At 66.1% G+C, this 17,848-nt stretch carries 16 protein-coding genes; 6 read left to right on the forward strand and 10 right to left on the reverse strand.

Annotation, left to right across the window (positions count from 1 at the left end):
* Window positions 1-31: 31 nt before the first annotated feature.
* Entirely contained in the window at window positions 32-1,813 is a 1,782-nt protein-coding gene (locus tag F3H95_RS17800; protein ID WP_149746977.1) for an ABC transporter ATP-binding protein, read from the reverse strand.
* 256 nt (window positions 1,814-2,069) lie between these two features.
* Here F3H95_RS17800 and F3H95_RS17805 point away from each other — a divergent pair, with 256 nt between their 5' ends.
* The 6 genes from F3H95_RS17805 to F3H95_RS17830 all read left to right on the forward strand — a co-directional run bounded on the left by F3H95_RS17805 (window position 2,070) and on the right by F3H95_RS17830 (window position 7,263).
* The gene (locus F3H95_RS17805; protein ID WP_143127363.1) at window positions 2,070-2,894 is read left to right on the forward strand and encodes a transporter substrate-binding domain-containing protein; all 825 of its coding nucleotides are present in this window, start codon (window positions 2,070-2,072) and stop codon (window positions 2,892-2,894) included.
* Between the two features lie 116 nt (window positions 2,895-3,010).
* The gene (locus F3H95_RS17810) at window positions 3,011-3,652 is read left to right on the forward strand and encodes an amino acid ABC transporter permease (RefSeq protein ID WP_143127350.1); all 642 of its coding nucleotides are present in this window, start codon (window positions 3,011-3,013) and stop codon (window positions 3,650-3,652) included.
* On the forward strand, window positions 3,649-4,317 hold the full coding sequence (locus F3H95_RS17815) for an amino acid ABC transporter permease (RefSeq protein WP_143127349.1): 669 nt from the start codon (window positions 3,649-3,651) through the stop codon (window positions 4,315-4,317). Before F3H95_RS17810 ends, F3H95_RS17815 begins: the two co-directional genes overlap by 4 nt.
* Window positions 4,314-5,105, forward strand: a complete 792-nt coding sequence (locus F3H95_RS17820) for an amino acid ABC transporter ATP-binding protein (RefSeq protein WP_143127348.1) — start codon at window positions 4,314-4,316, stop codon at window positions 5,103-5,105. The genes F3H95_RS17815 and F3H95_RS17820 overlap by 4 nt, the downstream gene beginning before the upstream one ends.
* A gap of 4 nt (window positions 5,106-5,109) precedes the next feature.
* Window positions 5,110-5,898 carry a histidine utilization repressor gene (gene hutC, locus F3H95_RS17825; RefSeq protein ID WP_149746978.1) on the forward strand — a complete coding sequence of 263 codons (789 nt, stop codon included), beginning with the start codon at window positions 5,110-5,112 and terminating at the stop codon, window positions 5,896-5,898.
* 12 nt (window positions 5,899-5,910) lie between these two features.
* Window positions 5,911-7,263 (forward strand): LLM class flavin-dependent oxidoreductase, encoded by a 1,353-nt coding sequence (locus F3H95_RS17830; protein WP_149746979.1) that lies wholly within the window; start codon window positions 5,911-5,913, stop codon window positions 7,261-7,263.
* A gap of 3 nt (window positions 7,264-7,266) precedes the next feature.
* Here the strand turns inward: F3H95_RS17830 and F3H95_RS17835 are convergent, their stop codons facing one another.
* From F3H95_RS17835 to F3H95_RS17875, 9 genes are all read right to left on the reverse strand, one after another.
* Entirely contained in the window at window positions 7,267-10,287 is a 3,021-nt protein-coding gene (locus F3H95_RS17835) for a DNA translocase FtsK (protein WP_149746980.1), read from the reverse strand.
* Window positions 10,288-10,482: 195 nt separating this feature from the next.
* Window positions 10,483-11,043, reverse strand: coding sequence for a recombination regulator RecX (gene recX, locus F3H95_RS17840; protein ID WP_149746981.1), 561 nt, complete (start codon window positions 11,041-11,043; stop codon window positions 10,483-10,485).
* Between the two features lie 44 nt (window positions 11,044-11,087).
* The gene (locus tag F3H95_RS17845) at window positions 11,088-12,074 is read right to left on the reverse strand and encodes a TRAP transporter substrate-binding protein (RefSeq protein WP_149746982.1); all 987 of its coding nucleotides are present in this window, start codon (window positions 12,072-12,074) and stop codon (window positions 11,088-11,090) included.
* 11 nt (window positions 12,075-12,085) lie between these two features.
* The gene (locus F3H95_RS17850) at window positions 12,086-13,864 is read right to left on the reverse strand and encodes a TRAP transporter large permease subunit (RefSeq protein WP_149746983.1); all 1,779 of its coding nucleotides are present in this window, start codon (window positions 13,862-13,864) and stop codon (window positions 12,086-12,088) included.
* The gene (gene thiD, locus F3H95_RS17855; protein WP_149746984.1) at window positions 13,861-14,661 is read right to left on the reverse strand and encodes a bifunctional hydroxymethylpyrimidine kinase/phosphomethylpyrimidine kinase; all 801 of its coding nucleotides are present in this window, start codon (window positions 14,659-14,661) and stop codon (window positions 13,861-13,863) included. The genes F3H95_RS17850 and thiD overlap by 4 nt, the downstream gene beginning before the upstream one ends.
* Window positions 14,658-15,320, reverse strand: coding sequence for a thiamine phosphate synthase (gene thiE, locus F3H95_RS17860; protein ID WP_149746985.1), 663 nt, complete (start codon window positions 15,318-15,320; stop codon window positions 14,658-14,660). The genes thiD and thiE overlap by 4 nt, the downstream gene beginning before the upstream one ends.
* Entirely contained in the window at window positions 15,307-16,053 is a 747-nt protein-coding gene (locus F3H95_RS17865; protein WP_149746986.1) for a hydroxyethylthiazole kinase, read from the reverse strand. The genes thiE and F3H95_RS17865 overlap by 14 nt, the downstream gene beginning before the upstream one ends.
* Window positions 16,050-16,994, reverse strand: coding sequence for an ABC transporter substrate-binding protein (locus tag F3H95_RS17870; protein WP_149746987.1), 945 nt, complete (start codon window positions 16,992-16,994; stop codon window positions 16,050-16,052). The genes F3H95_RS17865 and F3H95_RS17870 overlap by 4 nt, the downstream gene beginning before the upstream one ends.
* Window positions 16,991-17,773 carry an ABC transporter permease subunit gene (locus F3H95_RS17875; protein ID WP_210248571.1) on the reverse strand — a complete coding sequence of 261 codons (783 nt, stop codon included), beginning with the start codon at window positions 17,771-17,773 and terminating at the stop codon, window positions 16,991-16,993. The genes F3H95_RS17870 and F3H95_RS17875 overlap by 4 nt, the downstream gene beginning before the upstream one ends.
* Between the last annotated feature and the right edge of the window lie 75 nt (window positions 17,774-17,848).

The raw sequence follows: 17,848 nt of genomic DNA on the forward strand, positions 1-17,848 counted from the left end.
TGGAAATGCCAGAGCGCACCGGGAGACGGCGTCAGACGGTTTCCTGACTTGCCGGTACCGCCGCCGTTCCCTCCAGCAGGCTCGCCATACCCTCCACCTGCACCTGGTGCAGCCTGCGGTAGAGGCCGTCCTCGCGGGTAATCAGTGCCGCATGGCTGCCTTCCTCGACGATTCGGCCCCGATCGACGACGAAAATGCGGTCGGCGCGGGTGATCGTGGCCAGCCGATGGGCGATGACCAGCGTGGTGCGCCCGACCGACAGTTCGGCGAGCGAAGCCTGGATCGCACGTTCGGTCTCGGTGTCCAGCGCCGAGGTCGCCTCGTCGAGAATGAGGATCGGCGGGTTCTTCAGGAAGATGCGGGCAATCGCCAGGCGTTGCTTCTGTCCGCCGGACAGTTTGACGCCGCGCTCGCCGATCACCGTATCCAGCCCCTGCGGCATGGCGTCGATGACCTCTTCCAGACGGGCCCGTCTTGCGGCCTCGCGGATCTCGGCTTCGGTCGCATCCAGACGCCCATAGGCGATGTTTTCGCGGATTGAGCCGGCAAACAGGAACACGTCCTGCTGCACGATGCCGATGTTGCCGCGCAGCGATTTGAGCGTCATGTCCCGGATATCGACGCCGCCGATCGAGATCGCGCCGGCGGTGACGTCGTAAAAGCGCGGCAAAAGCGAGCAGAGCGTGGTCTTGCCCGCACCGGAGGGGCCGACGAAGGCGGCCATCTCGCCGGCGCGGATCGTGAGGTTCAGCCCGTCCAGCACGGAGCGGCCGGAGCCGTAGCGGAAGCCCACCTGACGGTAGAGGATGTCGCCGTCCAGCCGGCCGATGGGGCGGGCCGTCGGCCGGTCGACGATGTCGGGCTGCTGGTCCAGGAAGTTGAGATAGCGCTGGAAGCCGGCAATGCCTTTCGGATAGGTCTCGATCACCGAATTGATCTTCTCGATCGGCCGCAGGAAGACGTTGACCAGCAGCAGGAAGCCGACGAAGCCGCCGGCGCTCAGCGAACCCTGGGTGACGAACCAGGCGCCTGCCAGCATGATGATGACCTGCACGAAGCGCATGGAGAGATAGGTCAGCGACATGGAGGCGGCCATGTAGCGATAGGCCTGAAGCTTCGTCGTGCGGTACTGGCTGTTGTCGCGGGCAAACAGGCGGCGCTCATGCTCCTCGTTGGCGAATGCCTGCACCACGCGGATGCCGCCGACATTGGCCTCGATGCGCGTGTTGAAGTCGGCGACGCGACCATAGAGCGCCTGCCAGGTCTCCGTCATCTTCTGCCCGTAATGGGTGGTGAGGAAGGCCGTCAGCGGCACGATGATCGCCGCCATAAGCGCAAGCGGCATGTGCACCCACAGCATGATGCAGAAGGCGCCGATCAGCGTCATCACCGCGATGAACAGATCTTCCGGGCCGTGATGCGCCACCTCGCCGATCTCTTCCAGATCCTTCGTCAGCCGCGCCACCAGCTTGCCCGTGCGCTGGTTGTCGAAGTAGCCGAAGGAGAGCGTCTGCAGATGGTCGAAGGCCTTGCGCCGCATCTCCGTCTCGATGTTGATGCCGAGCATGTGGCCCCAGTAGGTGACGATCACCTGCAGGCCGGCATTCACAAGATAGATCAGGAGAAGGCCGACGGCCGCAAGCGCGATCATGCCGAACTGTCCCGTCGGCAGCAGGCGGTCGATGAACAGAGTCACCGCCAGCGGGAAGGCAAGCTCCAGCAGGCCGGAAGCCACCGCACAGCAGAAATCCAGCAGGAACAGGCGCGTATGCGGGCGATAGTAGGCGGCAAAGCGCCGAAGGATCTGGGGCATGGCGAAGGTCCGGAGAGGTGGCTTAAACTGGAGATACGCGCACTGGAATAGACGTCCCGGATGGCATTTGCAAACCCGCGGAGCGCAAAGTTCCCACACGCCGCAATTGCTGACAAATTATGCATGCAAAAAAATTGAACAACCCGATTGACAGCGGGTTCGCGGCTGGCTCTATTTGTATAGTCAAAAGAAGCCGGAACACCGGCGACCTGTGGGGAACAGCACGCAGTCCGGATCTGGAACGGGAGTCATCATGATGCAGAAGAGATTTTTCCTCAAGGCGGTCGTCGGTGCCGCCATGTTGCTCGGCACTTCGCTTGCCGCCCATGCGGAAGACGTGCTGGCCAAGGTCAAGGCCGCCGGCGTGCTGAAGGTCGGCACGGAAACCGCCTTTGCCCCCTTCGATTTCATCGATGCGGGTGCGCATGTTGGCCTCAACGTCGACCTGTTCGACGAAGTGGGCAAGGAACTCGGCGTGAAGATCGAATGGGTCACGCTGCCGTGGGAAGGCGTTCTTCCGGGTCTTGAGGCCGGCAAGTTCGAGGTTGTCGCCGGCCCCGCCACCATCACCAAGGCTCGCATGGAGCGCTACCGCTTCACCGCGCCGATCGCCGAGGCGACCGTTGCCATCCTCAAGAAGGCCGGCGCCCCGATCAGCAAGCCGGAAGACATTGCCGGCAAGGCCGTCGGCGTCGGCAAGGCCACTGCACAGCTGGCCCAGCTGACGGAATTCTCGGCCACGTTGCCCTCCAAGGTGGACATCCGCGAATATCCGGCCTTCAACGACGCCTATGCCGACATGGCAGCCGGCCGCATCGTGGCTGTCGCCAATTCGCTTCCGAACATCGCCTTCGTCGCCAAGCAGCGCGCCGGCATGTTCGAAGTGGTACTGCCGCCTTTCGGCAAGAAGACCTATTTCGGTTTCGTTGGCCGCAAGGATGCCGACTATGCCTCGCTGATGGATGCGATCGACGCCGCCCTCATCAAGATGAAGGGTGACGGCCGCATGGGCAAGCTGCAGGACAAGTGGTTCGGCACCAAGTTCGACACACCGGATGCCGTGAAGGATCCGGCCATCTGATCCGCCCGATGCGCTGACCGCCTGTCCCATTGAGGCAGGCGGCATGCGTACCGGCGTCATCCCCTCCCCGGCCGGGCTTGTGTGTCCGGCCCTCTTCCGCCGCGACGGATCAAGCCATGTCGTTCAAGCTGTTTTCCCTGCTGGTCCAGGCCTCCGTCTGGACGATCGGCATCAGTGCCATCTCCATCGCGATCGGTTTCCTGATCGCGCTCGGTCTTTCTGCCGCGCTGCTGTCCGGCAAGGCGCTCTACCGCAAGCCCGCGGAATTCTTCATCAGCTTCTTTCGCGGCGTGCCGCTTCTGGTGCAGCTGCTGCTCATCTACAACCTCCTGCCCTTCATCGGCCTCAACGTGCCGAGCATCGTTGCAGCGATCATCGGCATGTCGCTCTGCACCGCGGCCTATCAGGCAGAAAACCTGCGCGGCGGTTTCGAAAGCGTGCCGAAGGGCCTGATCGAGGCCGCCGACATGGTGGGCTTTTCGCCGAGGCAGGTGTTCGTGCGGGTCAAGGTGCCGATCGCGCTGCGCCTCACCTTCCCAGCGCTGGTCAACGAGGCGATCATGATCCTCAAATCCTCCTCGCTGGTCTCCGTCGTCGGCATCGTGGAGATCACCCGCATGGCGCAGGACCTTGCCTCCTCCACCTACATGCCGATCGAGATCTTTTCCTCGGCCGCGCTGATCTATCTCGTCATCTGCTGGGCCGTCGCGCTTGCCGGCCGGTTCGGTGAACGGTCCCTGCCGGGAGCCGCCAAATGATCTTCGATCCCAATGTCATCCTGAAGCACCTGCCGGAGATCATCAGCGGCACCGGCGTCACGCTCGCGCTGTGGATTGCCGGCATGCTGCTCGGCATCCTCATCGGCTTCATCGTGGCGACGCTGCGCCGCTATGGCGGTCGTGCGGTCGACCTGCCGCTGGGCTTCGTCGTGGAGGTGCTGCGCGGTACGCCCTTTCTGATCCAGATCTTCCTCGTCTATTACGGCGGCCCCTTCGTCGGCCTCTCGCTCGACCCGGTGCCTTGCGGCCTGCTCGGCCTCAGCGTCTATGCAGCTGCCTACTATTCGGAAATCTTTCGTGCCGGCTATGCCTCCGTGCCGCATGGCCATGTGGAGGCCGGCGAGTGCCTTGGCCTCTCGCGCCTGCAGATCATCCGCCGCATCCTCCTGCCGGAAATGGCGCTGATCGTGCTGCCGCCCTCGGTCAATCTCGCGGTGATCCTGCTCAAGGAATCGGCCGTGCTGTCGATCATCACCGTGCCGGAACTGACGACCACCGTCAGCGCCATCGGCTCCCAGGAATATGCCTTCCTTGAAGCGATCTTCCTGCTTGCCGTCATCTACTGGGTGATCGTCGAGGCCGCCGCCCGCCTCGGACGCCTCGCCGAAACCCGTCTGTCCACCTTCAGGTTTGCCGCATCATGACGCTTCCCGCCATTTCCGTTCGCAGCCTCGTCAAGCGTTTCGGCACCGCCACCGTGCTGCAGGACATCGATCTCGACGTCCCGGAAGGCAAGGTGTCCTGCCTGATCGGCCCTTCCGGCTCCGGCAAGAGCACGCTGCTGCGCTGCCTCGCCTTCCTGGAAGAGGCGAGCGAGGGCATGATCACCGTCAACGGCGAGGCGCTCGGCTTCTTCGAGAATGCGAAGGGCGAGCGTGAGCGGTTGCCGGCCGGCCAGATCCGCGCGGTACGCGCGCAAATCGGCATGGTCTTCCAGCAGTTCAATCTCTGGCCGCACATGACGGCGCTCGGCAATGTCTCGGAAGCGCTGAAGACCGTGCACAAGGTGCCGAAGGCCGAGGCCGAGGAGCGCGCCATGGTACAACTCGCAAAGGTCGGCCTTGCCAACCGCGCGGGGCACTATCCCTCGCAGCTCTCCGGCGGCCAGCAGCAGCGTGTGGCGATTGCGCGCGCGCTGGCGCTCTCCCCGAAGATCATGCTGTTCGACGAGCCGACCTCGGCGCTCGATCCGGAACTGACCGGCGAAGTGCTGAACGTGATGCGCGAACTTGCCGCCGAAGGCATGACCATGGTCGTCGTCAGCCACGAGATCGGCTTTGCCGCGACTGTCGGTCACCAGATCAGTTTCCTTGATCAGGGCAGGCTGCTGTTTACCGGCGCCCCCTCGGAGATTTTTGCCAAGCCGCGCCATCCGCGTCTCGAACAGTTCCTCGATACCTATCTGGATCGGGGTGCTTCCATGCTGGCCTGATGCCATGGCCGGCGATGCAAGCACGTCAGGTCCGCAGGGGGACGTCGCGCATGTCAGACGACCGCTCTCCCTGCACCAGCGCATTCGCGGTGACATCGAGGGCAATATTCTCTCCGGCCGCTGGCCGCCCGGGCATCGCATTCCCTCCGAACAGGCGCTGACCGACACCTATGGCTGCTCGCGCATGACGGTCAACAAGGTGCTGACCGAGCTTGCACGCGCCGGACTGGTGCTGCGGCGGCGCAAGACCGGCAGCGTGGTGATGCCGCAGGACGGGCAGAGCGCCATTCTGGAGATTTACGATATCGGCGAGGAGGTGCGTGCTCTCAACCTTGCCTATTGCCACAGGGTGCTCTCCCGCACGGTGCGCCGTCCGAGCAAGTCCGAACAGGCGCTCTCCACACTCCCGGCGCGCGGCAAGGTGCTGGCGGTCTCGGTCCTGCATTTCGCCGGCGAGGAACCGTTCTGCCTGGAAGAGCGCATCATCAACCTTGCCATTGCACCGGAGGCCGAGGCGGAGGCCTTCGAGGCACTGGCGCCTGGCCAATGGCTACTGAAGAATGTGCCATGGAGTGCAGCCGAGCACCGCATCTCAGCCGATGCCGCCACCGCCAGTGCTGCCGCCGCGCTTGGCCTTTTTCGCGCGGCCCCTGTGCTCGTCGTCGAGCGGCAGACCTGGCGGCTGGAGGAAACGGTGACGCGGGTGCGGCTCACCTATCCCGGCAGCCAGCACGCGCTGACCGCCCGTTTCACGCCCGTGCAGGGCCGCCAGTCCCCGATCGAACCCTCCTGAAAGGAAGCCGCCATGGCGCGCCCCGACAAGCTGAAACTCGGCACCTTCGTCTATACCTTCGGTTTCAACCCGGCTGCCTGGCGCCATCCGGATGTGGACGTCAACGGCGCCAACCGCATTGACCACCTGCTGAACGTGGCGAAGATGTCGGAGGCGGCAAAATTCGACTTCATGTTCCTGGCGGATTCGCCGGCAGCTGCCATCGGCGATCCGGAGGCCCTGTCGCGCTCGCCGACCAAGATGAACCGCTTCGAACCTCTGTCGCTGATTTCGGCGCTCTCGGTGCTGACGGAGAGGATCGGCTTCGTCGCCACGGCGTCCACCAGTTTCTACGAGCCCTTCAATCTCGCCCGCATCTTTGCCTCGATCGATCACCTGAGCGGCGGCCGCGCCTGCTGGAACGTGGTGACCTCCGACCATGACGAGACCGGCTACAACTACAACTTCGACGGGCTGCCGCCGCACAGCTGGCGCTATGAACGCGGCGCGGAATTCGTCGATGTCGTCTTCGGTCTCTGGGACAGCTACGAGCCCGATGCCCTGATCCTCGACAAGGCCTCCGGGCTCTACTACGACAAGGACAAGCTGCACACGCTGAACCACAAGGGCAAGCATTTCCAGGTGCGCGGGCCGCTCAACATCGCCGCCTCGCCGCAGGGGCGCCCGGTGATTGCGCAGGCCGGCGGATCCGAACCGGGTATGGAGCTTGCCGCCCGCACCGCCGAGATCGTCTTCAGCCTTGCCTCCAGCCTGGAGCGCAACAAGGCCTTTGCCGAGAACGTCAAGGGCCGCATGGCGAAGTTCGGCCGCCAGACGAGCGACCTCAAGATGATGCCGGGCGTCGTCATCAATGTCGGCGAGACGAAGGCCGAGGCACAGGCCAAGGTGAATTTCCTGATCGACAACCTGCATCCGGATGTCGGCCGCTGGATGCTGGGCGAATTCCTCGAGACCGATCTCTCCGGCGCAGCGCTTGACGAACCCTTCCCGATGGAGCGGCTGCCGGCCGAGCCGAAGGGCTCCAAGGCGCTGTTCGAGGAACTGACCGATTACATCCGCAAGGGCCACACGCTTGGCCACCTCATCCGCCATTACGCGGAAAAGAGCACCGGCAACGGCATCACCGGCACGCCGACGGAGATTGCCGATTTCATGGAGGAATGGTTCGAGGCGGGCGCCGCCGACGGCTTCATCCTGATGTGCCCGACGCTGCCGGCAAGCCTTGCCGATTTCATCCGGCTGGTTGTGCCGGAACTGCGCCGTCGCGGCCTGTTCCGCGACGACTACGAAGGGTCCACGCTGCGCGAAAACCTCGGCCTGTCGCTGCCGACCAACCGTTACGCGGCGGCCCGGCGGCAGGGGTGACGATCACTCGTCGCCCTGGCCGCCTGTGCCCTTGCCGGAAATGATCTCGCGCTTGCCGACATGGTTTGCCGGGCCGACGAGGCCTTCCTGCTCCATCCGCTCCACCAGCGAGGCGGCGCGGTTGTAGCCGATCGAGAGCCGCCGCTGGATGTAGGAGGTCGAGCACTTGCGATCCTTCATCACCACCTTGACGGCCTTTTCGTAAAGGTCGTCGCTGTCGTCGGCTGCCCCCATCGGGGTGCGGTCGAACACGGCGGCGTCGCTTTCCGCCTCGTCCTCGGCATCGCTCTCGTCCTCGGTCACATTGCCGAGGTAATCCGGGCGTCCCTGCGCCTTGAGATGCGTGACGACATGCTCCACCTCGGCATCCGAGACGAAGGGGCCGTGCACGCGCATGATGCGGCCGCCGCCGGCCATATGCAGCATGTCGCCCTGGCCGAGCAGATGTTCGGCGCCCTGCTCGCCGAGAATGGTGCGGCTGTCGATCTTCGACGTCACCTGGAAAGAGATGCGCGTCGGGAAGTTCGCCTTGATCGTGCCGGTGATGACATCGACGGACGGACGCTGGGTCGCCATGATCAGGTGGATGCCGGCGGCACGTGCCATCTGCGCCAGACGCTGGATCGCCCCTTCGATCTCCTTGCCGGCCACCATCATCAGGTCGGCCATCTCGTCGACGACGACGACGATATAGGGCATGGGCGAGAGGTCGAGTTCCTGATCCTCGTAGACAATTTCCCCGGTATTGCGGTCGAAGCCGGTCTGGACGCTGACGGTGATCGTCTCGCCCTTTTCGCGGGCTTGCGCTGCGCGGGCGTTATAGCCGTCGATATTGCGCACGCCAAGCCGCGACATCTTGCGGTAGCGGTCTTCCATCTCGCGCACGGCCCATTTCAGCGCCAGCACGGCCTTCTTGGGATCGGTCACGACAGGGGTCAGCAGATGCGGGATGCCGTCATAGACGGACAGTTCCAGCATCTTCGGATCGATCATGATCAGCCGGCATTCTTCCGGGCGCAACCGGTAGAGCAGCGACAGGATCATGGTGTTGATGGCGACCGACTTGCCGGAACCGGTGGTGCCGGCGACGAGAAGATGCGGCATCTTGGCAAGTTCCGCGATGACAGGTTCGCCGCCGATCGTCTTGCCGAGGCAAAGCGGCAGGCGATGCTTGGTTTCCCAGTAATCCTCGCATTCGATGAGTTCGCGGAAGAACACCATTTCGCGGACCGCATTCGGCAGTTCGATGCCGATCACATTGCGGCCGGGCACCACCGCAACACGGGCGGAGAGCGCCGACATGGAGCGGGCGATATCGTCTGCCAGGCCGATGACGCGCGAGGACTTGACCCCCGGTGCCGGCTCGAATTCGTAAAGCGTTACCACCGGGCCGGGGCGCACGTCGATGATCTCGCCCTTGACGCCGAAATCTTCGAGAATGCTTTCGAGAAGGCCCGCGCTCTGCTGCAGCATGTCCGGCTGCATGGCTTCGGCCTGCTGGCCATAGGGCTCCTGCAGCAGCGAGATCGGCGGGAATTCGTAGGCGTCGTCGCTGTCGCGCACGCTCAGGGCGCCGGAAAGGCCCGGAAGACCTTCGGGACGACGGCGCGACATCGGCACGATGGTGCGCACGGTCTGCGCCGGTGCGATGGGCGTAACCGGCTCTGCCGCCGGGGCGACCGGCTGCGGCTCGATAGCCGGTGCCGGTGCTTCGGGCGCGCAGGCCGGCGTTTCGAGGACGGGAGCGACCGGCGACATGACGGGCACCACCGGTTCCGGTGCAGCCGCGGGCAGCGGTTCGGCGGCGACGGGAGCGATCATCGACACGGGCTGTTCGACCGGTGCCGGGACCGGTGCCGAGACAGCTGCCGCGACGGCCGCCGCCGGCTGAAGGCTCGGCATCACCATTTTCGGCATCAGGGCGCTCGCGACCGGTCGCGGATAGCGGGTGCCGGGGCGGACTTCGCGGTAAAGCGCCGTCACGCTGTTCGGCACCAGCGGATGTTGCAGGCGCACGACCTCGGCCGGACGGCGCGGCAGCACCGCCTGCGGAAGGGTCACGGCGGCCTCGGGCTTGCGGGCGGGCGTGGCCAGCGACAGCGGCATCTCGCCGTCGAAATCTGCTTCGAAGAAGGCGAAATCGGACAGCCACAGTTTGGGAGTGACCAGCGCGGAGGCCATTGCCGATGCGGGCGCGGCAGCCGGCATGTCCTGTTCCGGCAGGGCTGGCTTCACGGTTGCGGTCATGGGGTTTTCAGGCAAGGCGGCCGCGACCGGCTCTGCAGTGGCAAGCGGTTCCACGGCGGGGCCAGCCGGCACGGTGGCCGCCAGCGGCACGGAAACGGCTGAAATGACGGAGGCGACCGAGGCGGATTCGGCAAAAATGGGTGTGAGGCCTGCGGCCTGCAGCACGGGGCTTGCGGTTGCCGCGCCGCTCATGCCTGCGGCTGCCGGGGCAGCCGTCTCGACCGGCGCCGGAGAAACGGTGTTCGCGATGGCCTGCGGTTCCGCTTGCGCGGCAGCCGGTTGCGGCATGTCGGGTGCCGCCGTTTCCGCGACAGGGTCCGGCTTTTTCGGCCGCTTGAAAATGAGCGCGCGCGGCGAAGGTTCGGGCTTTACCTTCGGGGCCTGTGGTGTGGCCGGCTGCTGCATGGCAGACGCCACGCCCTGCAGGGCATTGACCAGCAGTTCGGGTGCCAGCGTTTCCTCGCCGGAACGCACGCTGCCGGCCATCTCGACCGGCTCCATCAGACGGCCATTGGCGGCGGGCATCCGTTCTTCGGGCGCAACGGGGGCGATCGGATCGCGCGTTCGCGGACGGGCGATCACGGCTTCCGGCGTGCGGGTGAAGCGAACATTCGGGGCCAGACGGAAGGCGGCCTGCCAGGGTGCCTGCTCCTCCACGACCTGCGTCGGGTCGACCGCCGGCGTCCTGCGATCCTCCGCAGTGCCTGCCGGATCGTAGGACCCGTCCTCGGACTGCGTGGACTCGGATTTGGGGAAGTTCGTTCTGTAAAAATGCATGACACCGACCGCGTACTAGATGGCAGTGTATGAATAGAAAATAAAGGTTAATGGCTCCTTTCGCCGGAACGGACGAGAGCTGCGACGCGGTCCCTGTGGAGCCGGTTTCCACCGGTGTTGTCGATATTTATCCTTTTGAAAAGTTTTGGAAAAAATAAAAATTCACGGCGCCGTGACAAGGTTGAGGATGCGTTCTCACCCGAAGGGCTGGCCGGAAAGGATCTCGTCGGCCTCCTCGCGCTCCATGGCAACGATCCGGGCACCGATCTCGTAGCCGAAACCCTGTCTGGCGAAGGCGGAGATTTCCTTTGCCTTCTGCTTCTCGTCGAGGTCGGCCCGGCGGAAGGGGCCGAAGGCGCGGCGGCGGGCATAGGCGACGCCTGCCGCCAGATCGTCCGTCGCCTGCACCGCCTCGGCGACGATCGTACGATCGACGCCCTTCTGCACCAGCGTCTGGGCAATCGCCCGCTTCGACTTGCCGGCCCGTCCGGCAGAGCGGGTGCGGATCTCGGCATAGGCCTGATCGTCCAGCGCCTTCATGTCGAGGCCGAAGGCGACGGCGCTGTCTGCCAGCGCCTGCAATTGGGTCTCGCTGATGCCTTCGAACTTTTCGCGCGCCTTGCGGCGTATCGCATCCGCCAGCTGCCGTTCGGTCATCATCCGCTTCGACAGCCGGTAGGCGGCGGAATTGCGGGCCCAGCTCAGCATGCGGGCCGTCGGGGGCGCGGAATCGGGCGGGTCGGTCTCGTCGGTCATCGTCGTTCTGGTAACCCGAAACCGCCCTGCCCGCCAGAGGCGGCTCAGGCGCTGCGGATGGTTTCGATGCGTGCCATGCCGCCGACCTGCGCGGCGACATCCTGCCAGACGGTTCTGGCTCCCGCCTGCCAGGCTTCCGGGGCCTCCGGCGCCAGCACCTGACCGCCATGCGCCCGTGCGATCTCCATCGAGCGCGCCTCGTCCTCGGCGATCAGACGGTTGAAGGTCTGGGCGCCCGCCTCGGCCGCCTGACGCAGCACGGCGCGGTCTTGATCGGGCAGCCCGTGCCAGAAGGAGGCGGCGAAGAAGACGACGCCCGAGGCGCGGATATGGCCGGTCTGCGTCAGATAGGGCACGACCTCATACAGCTTGAAACCGGCATAGGCGGATTTGGTGAGATCCATGGCATCGACGACACCGGTGGAGAGCGCATTATAGGTTTCGGTGATCGGGATGCCGACCGGGGCCGCGCCATAGGCGCTCCACAGCCTGGTGTGCAGCGGGCTCTGGATCACCCGGATGCGCTTGCCGGCCAGCTGGTCCGGGCGCGTCACCGGCTCTTTGGTCAAGAGATGGCGGGCGCCGTAATCGATGAAGCTGCAGGCGATGAAATTCTGCGCGGCAAGCTTTGCCGTCAGGTCCGCGCCGACCGCTCCCGTCACCACGCGGCGCACATGATCGGCATCGCGATACAGGAACGGAAGATCGAGCACCTGCAGGTCCGGCACCCAGCCGGTCAGCGCCGAGACCGTGGAGAGGCTGGCCTGGACGGAGCCGAGCCTCGTGGCTTCCGCCACCTCCTTTTCGCCGCCGAGCGCGCCATTGGCAACGATGTTGAAACGGAAGCGGCCGGGCAGTGCCTGTTCCACCTGTTCGGCGATGCGGCGCCAGATCAGGGTTTCCGGCTTGTCCTCGCCAAGCAGCGAGGCCACCGTGATGGTGGTGGTGCGGGCCTCTGCCGGCCGCCACAGGGCGGGCGCTGTCAGAATGGCCGAGGCGGCAAGCAGGGAACGGCGGGAGAGGAGCACCATCGGAAACCTCGTCAGAACATCAGGGTTGCAAGGGAAAGGATGAGCAGCGCGACCAGGAGCGCACACAGATAGGGCAGCACGGCCCGGAACAGCTGCGCCGCCTGAACGCCTGTGACACCGGAGACGACGAAGATCAGCATGCCGAGCGGCGGCGTCAGCCCGTGGATCATCAGGTTGACCACCAGAATGACCCCGAAATGGATCGGGTCGATCCCGGCCGCCGTCGCGACCGGCAGCAGGATCGGGCCGAGCAGCAGGATCGCCGCGCCGATATCCAGCACCAGTCCGGCCAGAAGCAGCACCAGATTGGCCATCAGAAGCACGAGCCACGGGCTGCTTCCGAAGGAATGCACCGCCCCGGCAATCAGGTTACCGACATCGTCCACCGCCAGCAGGAAGGCGAAGGGTCCGGCCGAGCCGATCAAAAGGCCGATGGCGCCGGCCTCTGTTGCGGCCTGTCGAAAGCTTGCCAGCAGGTGCCGGCGGTCGAGCCGTGCGGCAAGCGCCAGGCACAGCGTGTAGCCGGCCGCCAGCGCTGCCGCCTCCGTGGTCGTGACCACGCCGAAGCGGATGCCGACGACGACGATGATGCCGAGACCGAAGGCGGGCAGCGCCGAAAGGGCGGCCCTGCCGCGCTCTGCCGCCGTGGCGGGACGTCCTTCCGGACGCGCCCGCACCGAGAGGTGAATGGCGACGGCAAGACACAGCGCCATCAGCCCGCCCGCCACGAAGCCGCCGGAGAGCAGCGAACCGACGGACAGATTGGTGGCGGCGGCCAGCAGCAGGAAGGCGATCGAGGGCGGTATGACGTTGTCGAGCACGGAGGCCGCGGCAATGATCGCCCCGGCCTGCGCCGGCGGATAGCCGTTGCGCACCAGCTGTGGCTGGAAGGTCGCGGCGCCGAAGGCGGCATTGGCGACCGAGGATCCGGACGCGCCGGAAAAGATCACGCTGGTCAGCAGCACGGTCTGGGCAAGGCCGGCGCGCCGGTGGCCGACGAGGGTTGCGGCAAAGCGCACCAGCCGGTCGGCGGCGCCGGATGCCGTCAGCAACCCGCCGGCCAGCAGGAAGAAGGGAATGGCGAGCAGCAGGAATTTCGACATGCCGTTGACCGCAGCCGCCACCAGCGCCGGTTCCGGCAGGCTGCTGCCGAACAGGCGCGCCAGCGAGGCGGCGGCAAGGAAGGCATGCGCCAGCGGCGCGGCGCAGATGAGGCCGAGACCCGCCATCAGCGCCAGCCAAAGGCTGGGCGGCCAGTCGCCGCCAAGATCGAAACGGGCGGCGGCAAACTGGAGCGCAAGCCCGAGGGCGAGCGAGAGGCCGAGGCCGGCCGCCCTGCCCTCGGAGAGCCGCCGGAGACCGAGCATCAGAAGCAGCAGCCCGCCTCCGGTGGTGACGAAGGCATAGCGCACCCATTCCGGCAGGCCGAGCGTCGGCGAGGTGCCGCCGAGCATGCCGATGGTTGCCGCAGCGCCGCCGATCAGGGCCAGCGCCGCCACGATGCTGATGGCGTCGGCGAGGATATCGACGGCCACGCCGGCATTTTTCCCCAGCAGCCGACGCCCCACATCAAAGCGCATCGATAGCGGCCCCGTCAGCGACAAGGGTGCGGCAACCGAAATCAGCGCCAGATTCAGCCAGATGCCCAGGTCCTCTGCCCCGATGAAGCCTGCCTGGAAGACGTAGCGCAGCGTGACGTTGACCAACACCAGCGCCATCAGCGCAAAGAGCAGCAGCGCGGCCAGCGTGCCGAGGAGCTTCTCCAGCCCGCCGAGGCAATACTGGATCATGCGGTCCACCAGGCATGAAAATGATGCACCGGCCCCCTGCCCTGCCCGACACGCAGGGCGCGGCCGGCCTCAAGCGCCGCATGCAGATAGATCTTTGCCCCCCGGCAGGCCTCCGTCAGTGTCAGGCCCCTTGCGAGATGGGCGGTGACGGCGGCGGCCAGCGTGCAGCCGGTGCCATGGTCGTTGCGGGTATCGATGCGGGGGGCTGCAAATTCCGAGACATCGGTGTCCGTCACCAGCAGATCGGTGCTCGTCTCGCCCGTTCCGTGCCCGCCCTTCATCAGCACGGCCTTCGCCCCGAAACCGAGGATGATCCGCGCCTGACCGATCATCTCCTCCGGCGTCGCCGCCATGGGGCGGCCGGTCAGAAGGGCTGCCTCCGCAAGATTCGGCGTGACCACATGGGCGAGCGGCAGCAGCTCTCCCACCAGCGCCGCCATCGCATCCTCGCGCAGCAGGCGGTCGCCGGAGGTGGCCACCATCACCGGATCGACCACGATCGGGCCGGCAAAGGGCGCGAGACGCCCGGCGATCACGCCGATGGTTTCGGCCCGCGATACCATGCCGATCTTCACCGCATCGACGGCGAGATCGCCGAGCACCGCATCGAGCTGCGCGGCGATGATGGAGGGCGAGATGTCCTCGACGGCCGTCACGCCGCGGGTGTTCTGGGCCGTCACCGCCGTCAGCACGCTTGCCGCATAGGTGCCGAGCGCGGAAAAGGTCTTGATGTCGGCCTGGATGCCGGCGCCGCCGCCGCTGTCGGATCCGGCGATGGTGAGAGCGATCGCGGTCATGCCTGCCTCTCCTTCAGGCCGTGGTCGATGGTGGTGCGGAAGCCGCGGATGGCGGCCTCGATGTCATCGGCGCGAAACAGCGCGGAAATCGCCGCCACGCCATCGGCGCCTGCGGCGATCACGTCGGGGATGCGGGTCAGCGTGATGCCGGCAATCGCACCAACGGGAAGCGCGGGGTTGAGAGCGCGGATCTGCCGGCGCAGCGCCTTCAGTCCGTCGAGACCGACCGGCGGGTTCGGGTTGACCTTGGAGAGCGTCTCGAACACCCCGCCGATGCAGGCGTAATCGACGGGTGCCGTGCCGGCGCGGGTCGCATCCTCCGGTGTCTTCACGGTCAGGCCGATGATCGCGCGGGGGCCGAGAAGCGCGCGCGCCTGCTCGGCCTCCATGTCCTCGGCGCCGAGATGCACGCCGTCGGCGCCGGCCGCCAGCGCCACATCCACCCGGTCGTTGACGACGAAGGCAATGCCGGTGTCGGCGAGCGCTGCCCGGATCGCGCCGGCGCGTTCGATCATCAGGCGTGTCGAGGCTGTCTTGTCGCGATACTGGATGAGGGTTGCGCCGGCGCGGGCGGCGCGGGCCGCCAGATCCGGCAGCGGTGCCACATCGGCAAGCGCGGCATCGACGATGGCAATCAGACGGTAATCAAGCGGTCGCATGGCGGATCCTTGCGTGTTTCAGGAGGTCATCGGCGCTGAGCGAGGCGAGTGTATCGAGGAAGGCGATGCCGAAGCTGCCGGGGCCGCGAGCCTCGGGCGCGGCAAGCTCCGCCGCAACGCCGGTGGCTGCAAGCGCCGCCGCCGCTGCCTTCAGCGCATTGCCTTCTACTGCCAGAAACGCCGCAATGACGCCGCCCGACAGGCAGCCGGTGCCCGTGACGCCCGCCATCCAGGCATGGCCGTTCTCGACGGTGACCTGGACGCTTCCATCGCTGAGGTGGTCGACTGGTCCGGTCTCGATGGCGAGGCTGGCGCGCACCTCGCCGATCAGGGCCATTTCCGCCCGGTTGCCGCGCACGACGGTGGGGCCGAGCGCGATGAGATCGCGGGCAAAGGCGAGCCGGCCCGGCGAGTAATCGCAATGCACGGGATCGAGGATCCAGGGCTTGCCGCCGGCATTCGCCATGTCGACGGCGATGCGGATGACGTGACGGCGCTCGGCATCCAGCGTGCCGAGATTGACGGTCAGCACATCGGCGCGGGCCACGAAGTCGGCGATCTCGTCCAGCGACGATGTCATCGAGGGAATGGCGCCGACGGCGGTGATGCCGTCGGCCGTGAACTTCTGCACCACCGAATTCATCAGGCAATGCACGCGCGGCCGCCTTGCGCGCACCCGTGCCAGAAGCTCGGCCGCATCCGCGGCGGTCGGGCGGGAAACGCTCTCGTTCATTTCAGCTCCACCGCAATGTCTTCGACGGCCGGAGCCGAGGGGATCAGCTTGCTGTCGGCCATGAAGGCGCCGAAGCGGGCGTAGCGGGCGCGATCGAGCGCTGCGGGGCGCTTGGCAAAGCGCGGCAGCGTGTCGAGGAAGGCCGTGTGGTTGAGCTCGTCATTGAGGTTCGGATAGGCCTTCACGAACAGGTCCCAGCCCTCTTGCGGATGGTTGGTGATGAAGATGGCGGCCTTTTCCACCGCATGCAGGAAGCGCGGCAGGCGGCTGTCCGTCACAAGATCCGGGCGGGTGACGAAGATCAGCTCGTCATAGGCCGGAACGCCATGCTCCTCGGGAAAGAAGGCAAGCCCCGGATGCCCTTCGAGCTTCATCTGGGTCAGCTCGAAATTGCGGAAGCTGCCGACCGTTGCATCCACCTTGCCGCCGATCAGCGAGGGCGAGAGCGAGAAGTTGACGTTGATCAGCTCGGCATCGGTCAGTTCCACGCCTTCGGAGGCCAGCATGCGCTCCAGCATGGCCTCTTCGAAGCCCGCGACGGAAAAGCCGATCTTCTTGCCCTTCAGATCCTTCAGGCTCTTGATCGGGCCGTCCGCCAGCACGGTCACGGTGTTGAGCGGCGTCTCGACCAGCGTTCCGAAGCGCATCAGCGGCAGGCCGGCGGCATGGTCGAGGTAGAGATTGGGCTGGTAGTGGATGCCGATATCGGCCTGCCGGGTAGCGACGAGACGCGGCACCGCCGAGGCATCGGAGGGCGCGATCAGCTCCACATCCAGCCCCTCCTCGGCGAAATAGCCCCTCTGGGCGGCAATCACCATCGGCGCATGGTCGGGATTGACGAACCATTCGAGGAGAACGCTGAGCTTTTCGGCAGCCTGCGAGGAGGCGGGAGCGAGCGCTAGCAGAAGCGCCGTTGTGAGCGCGCGGATCGATCGTTTCATCCGTTGGTTTTCCTTCTGAGGGAGACGTGATGGGAGGAGATGTCGGTCTTCTCCGGTGCCCAGGGCACGAGGCCGGCCGTCAGACGATCGACGGCAAGCCGCAGGAGAAGGGTGAACACGGCAAGCACAGCCACGGCGGCAAACAGGATGTCGGTTTGCAGGCGGGCATTTGCCTGCATCATGATGAAGCCGAGGCCGGCCGCCGCCCCCACCCATTCGCCGACGACGGCGCCGAGCGGCGCAAGGGGGGCGGCCACCCGAAGCCCGGAGATGAGCGCCGGCAGCGCCAGCGGCAGGCGCAGCTTCAGGAGCACCTGAAAATGGCTGGCCGGCGTCAGCGCCGCCGCATCGAGCAGCACGGGATCGGTGCGGTTCAGCCCGTCGGCAAAGGCGGAGGCGACAGGAAAGAAGATGATGATCACCGTCATCGCCACCTTCGAGGCGAGCCCGAAGCCGAGCCAGAGGACGAGAACCGGGGCCAGCACGAAGACCGGCAGCGCCTGCAGGATCAGAACCAGCGGCCAGACAAGCCCGCCAAGCCTCGGCCAGGCGGCGATCGCCAGCGCAGTTGCCGCCCCCAGCAGGCTGCCGAGCACGAGGCCGACGAGGATTTCGCCAGCAGTCACCAGCGTATGGTGCAGCAGGAAAGCCGGCTGGCGCAGAAAAACCTGCAGCACGGCTTCGGGCGCGGGCAGCAGATATCGGGGCGGCTCGAACAGCGTGACGACGCCCTGCCACAAAAGCAGCAGGACGAGGAGTGCCGAGCCCGTGCGGGCCATCGACATCAGCAATCAGCCCGTCGGCAGACCGGACCTGATGCGGAGGCTGGGGTGACCCCTCAGGGGGTGAAGCAG

The sequence above is a fragment of the Rhizobium sp. RU35A genome (assembly GCF_900156005.1).
Taxonomy (GTDB): domain Bacteria; phylum Pseudomonadota; class Alphaproteobacteria; order Rhizobiales; family Rhizobiaceae; genus Neorhizobium; species Neorhizobium straminoryzae.

What these genes read in the sequence shown, in the direction of transcription:
- F3H95_RS17800 (WP_149746977.1), bottom strand. Translation starts at nt 1,813, where the DNA reads ATGCCCCAGATCCTTCGGCGCTTTGCCGCCTACTATCGCCCGCATACG.
- F3H95_RS17805 (WP_143127363.1), top strand. Translation starts at nt 2,070, where the DNA reads ATGCAGAAGAGATTTTTCCTCAAGGCGGTCGTCGGTGCCGCCATGTTG.
- F3H95_RS17810 (WP_143127350.1), top strand. Translation starts at nt 3,011, where the DNA reads ATGTCGTTCAAGCTGTTTTCCCTGCTGGTCCAGGCCTCCGTCTGGACG.
- F3H95_RS17815 (WP_143127349.1), top strand. Translation starts at nt 3,649, where the DNA reads ATGATCTTCGATCCCAATGTCATCCTGAAGCACCTGCCGGAGATCATC.
- F3H95_RS17820 (WP_143127348.1), top strand. Translation starts at nt 4,314, where the DNA reads ATGACGCTTCCCGCCATTTCCGTTCGCAGCCTCGTCAAGCGTTTCGGC.
- hutC (WP_149746978.1), top strand. Translation starts at nt 5,110, where the DNA reads ATGGCCGGCGATGCAAGCACGTCAGGTCCGCAGGGGGACGTCGCGCAT.
- F3H95_RS17830 (WP_149746979.1), top strand. Translation starts at nt 5,911, where the DNA reads ATGGCGCGCCCCGACAAGCTGAAACTCGGCACCTTCGTCTATACCTTC.
- F3H95_RS17835 (WP_149746980.1), bottom strand. Translation starts at nt 10,287, where the DNA reads ATGCATTTTTACAGAACGAACTTCCCCAAATCCGAGTCCACGCAGTCC.
- recX (WP_149746981.1), bottom strand. Translation starts at nt 11,043, where the DNA reads ATGACCGACGAGACCGACCCGCCCGATTCCGCGCCCCCGACGGCCCGC.
- F3H95_RS17845 (WP_149746982.1), bottom strand. Translation starts at nt 12,074, where the DNA reads ATGGTGCTCCTCTCCCGCCGTTCCCTGCTTGCCGCCTCGGCCATTCTG.
- F3H95_RS17850 (WP_149746983.1), bottom strand. Translation starts at nt 13,864, where the DNA reads ATGATCCAGTATTGCCTCGGCGGGCTGGAGAAGCTCCTCGGCACGCTG.
- thiD (WP_149746984.1), bottom strand. Translation starts at nt 14,661, where the DNA reads ATGACCGCGATCGCTCTCACCATCGCCGGATCCGACAGCGGCGGCGGC.
- thiE (WP_149746985.1), bottom strand. Translation starts at nt 15,320, where the DNA reads ATGCGACCGCTTGATTACCGTCTGATTGCCATCGTCGATGCCGCGCTT.
- F3H95_RS17865 (WP_149746986.1), bottom strand. Translation starts at nt 16,053, where the DNA reads ATGAACGAGAGCGTTTCCCGCCCGACCGCCGCGGATGCGGCCGAGCTT.
- F3H95_RS17870 (WP_149746987.1), bottom strand. Translation starts at nt 16,994, where the DNA reads ATGAAACGATCGATCCGCGCGCTCACAACGGCGCTTCTGCTAGCGCTC.
- F3H95_RS17875 (WP_210248571.1), bottom strand. Translation starts at nt 17,773, where the DNA reads ATGGCCCGCACGGGCTCGGCACTCCTCGTCCTGCTGCTTTTGTGGCAG.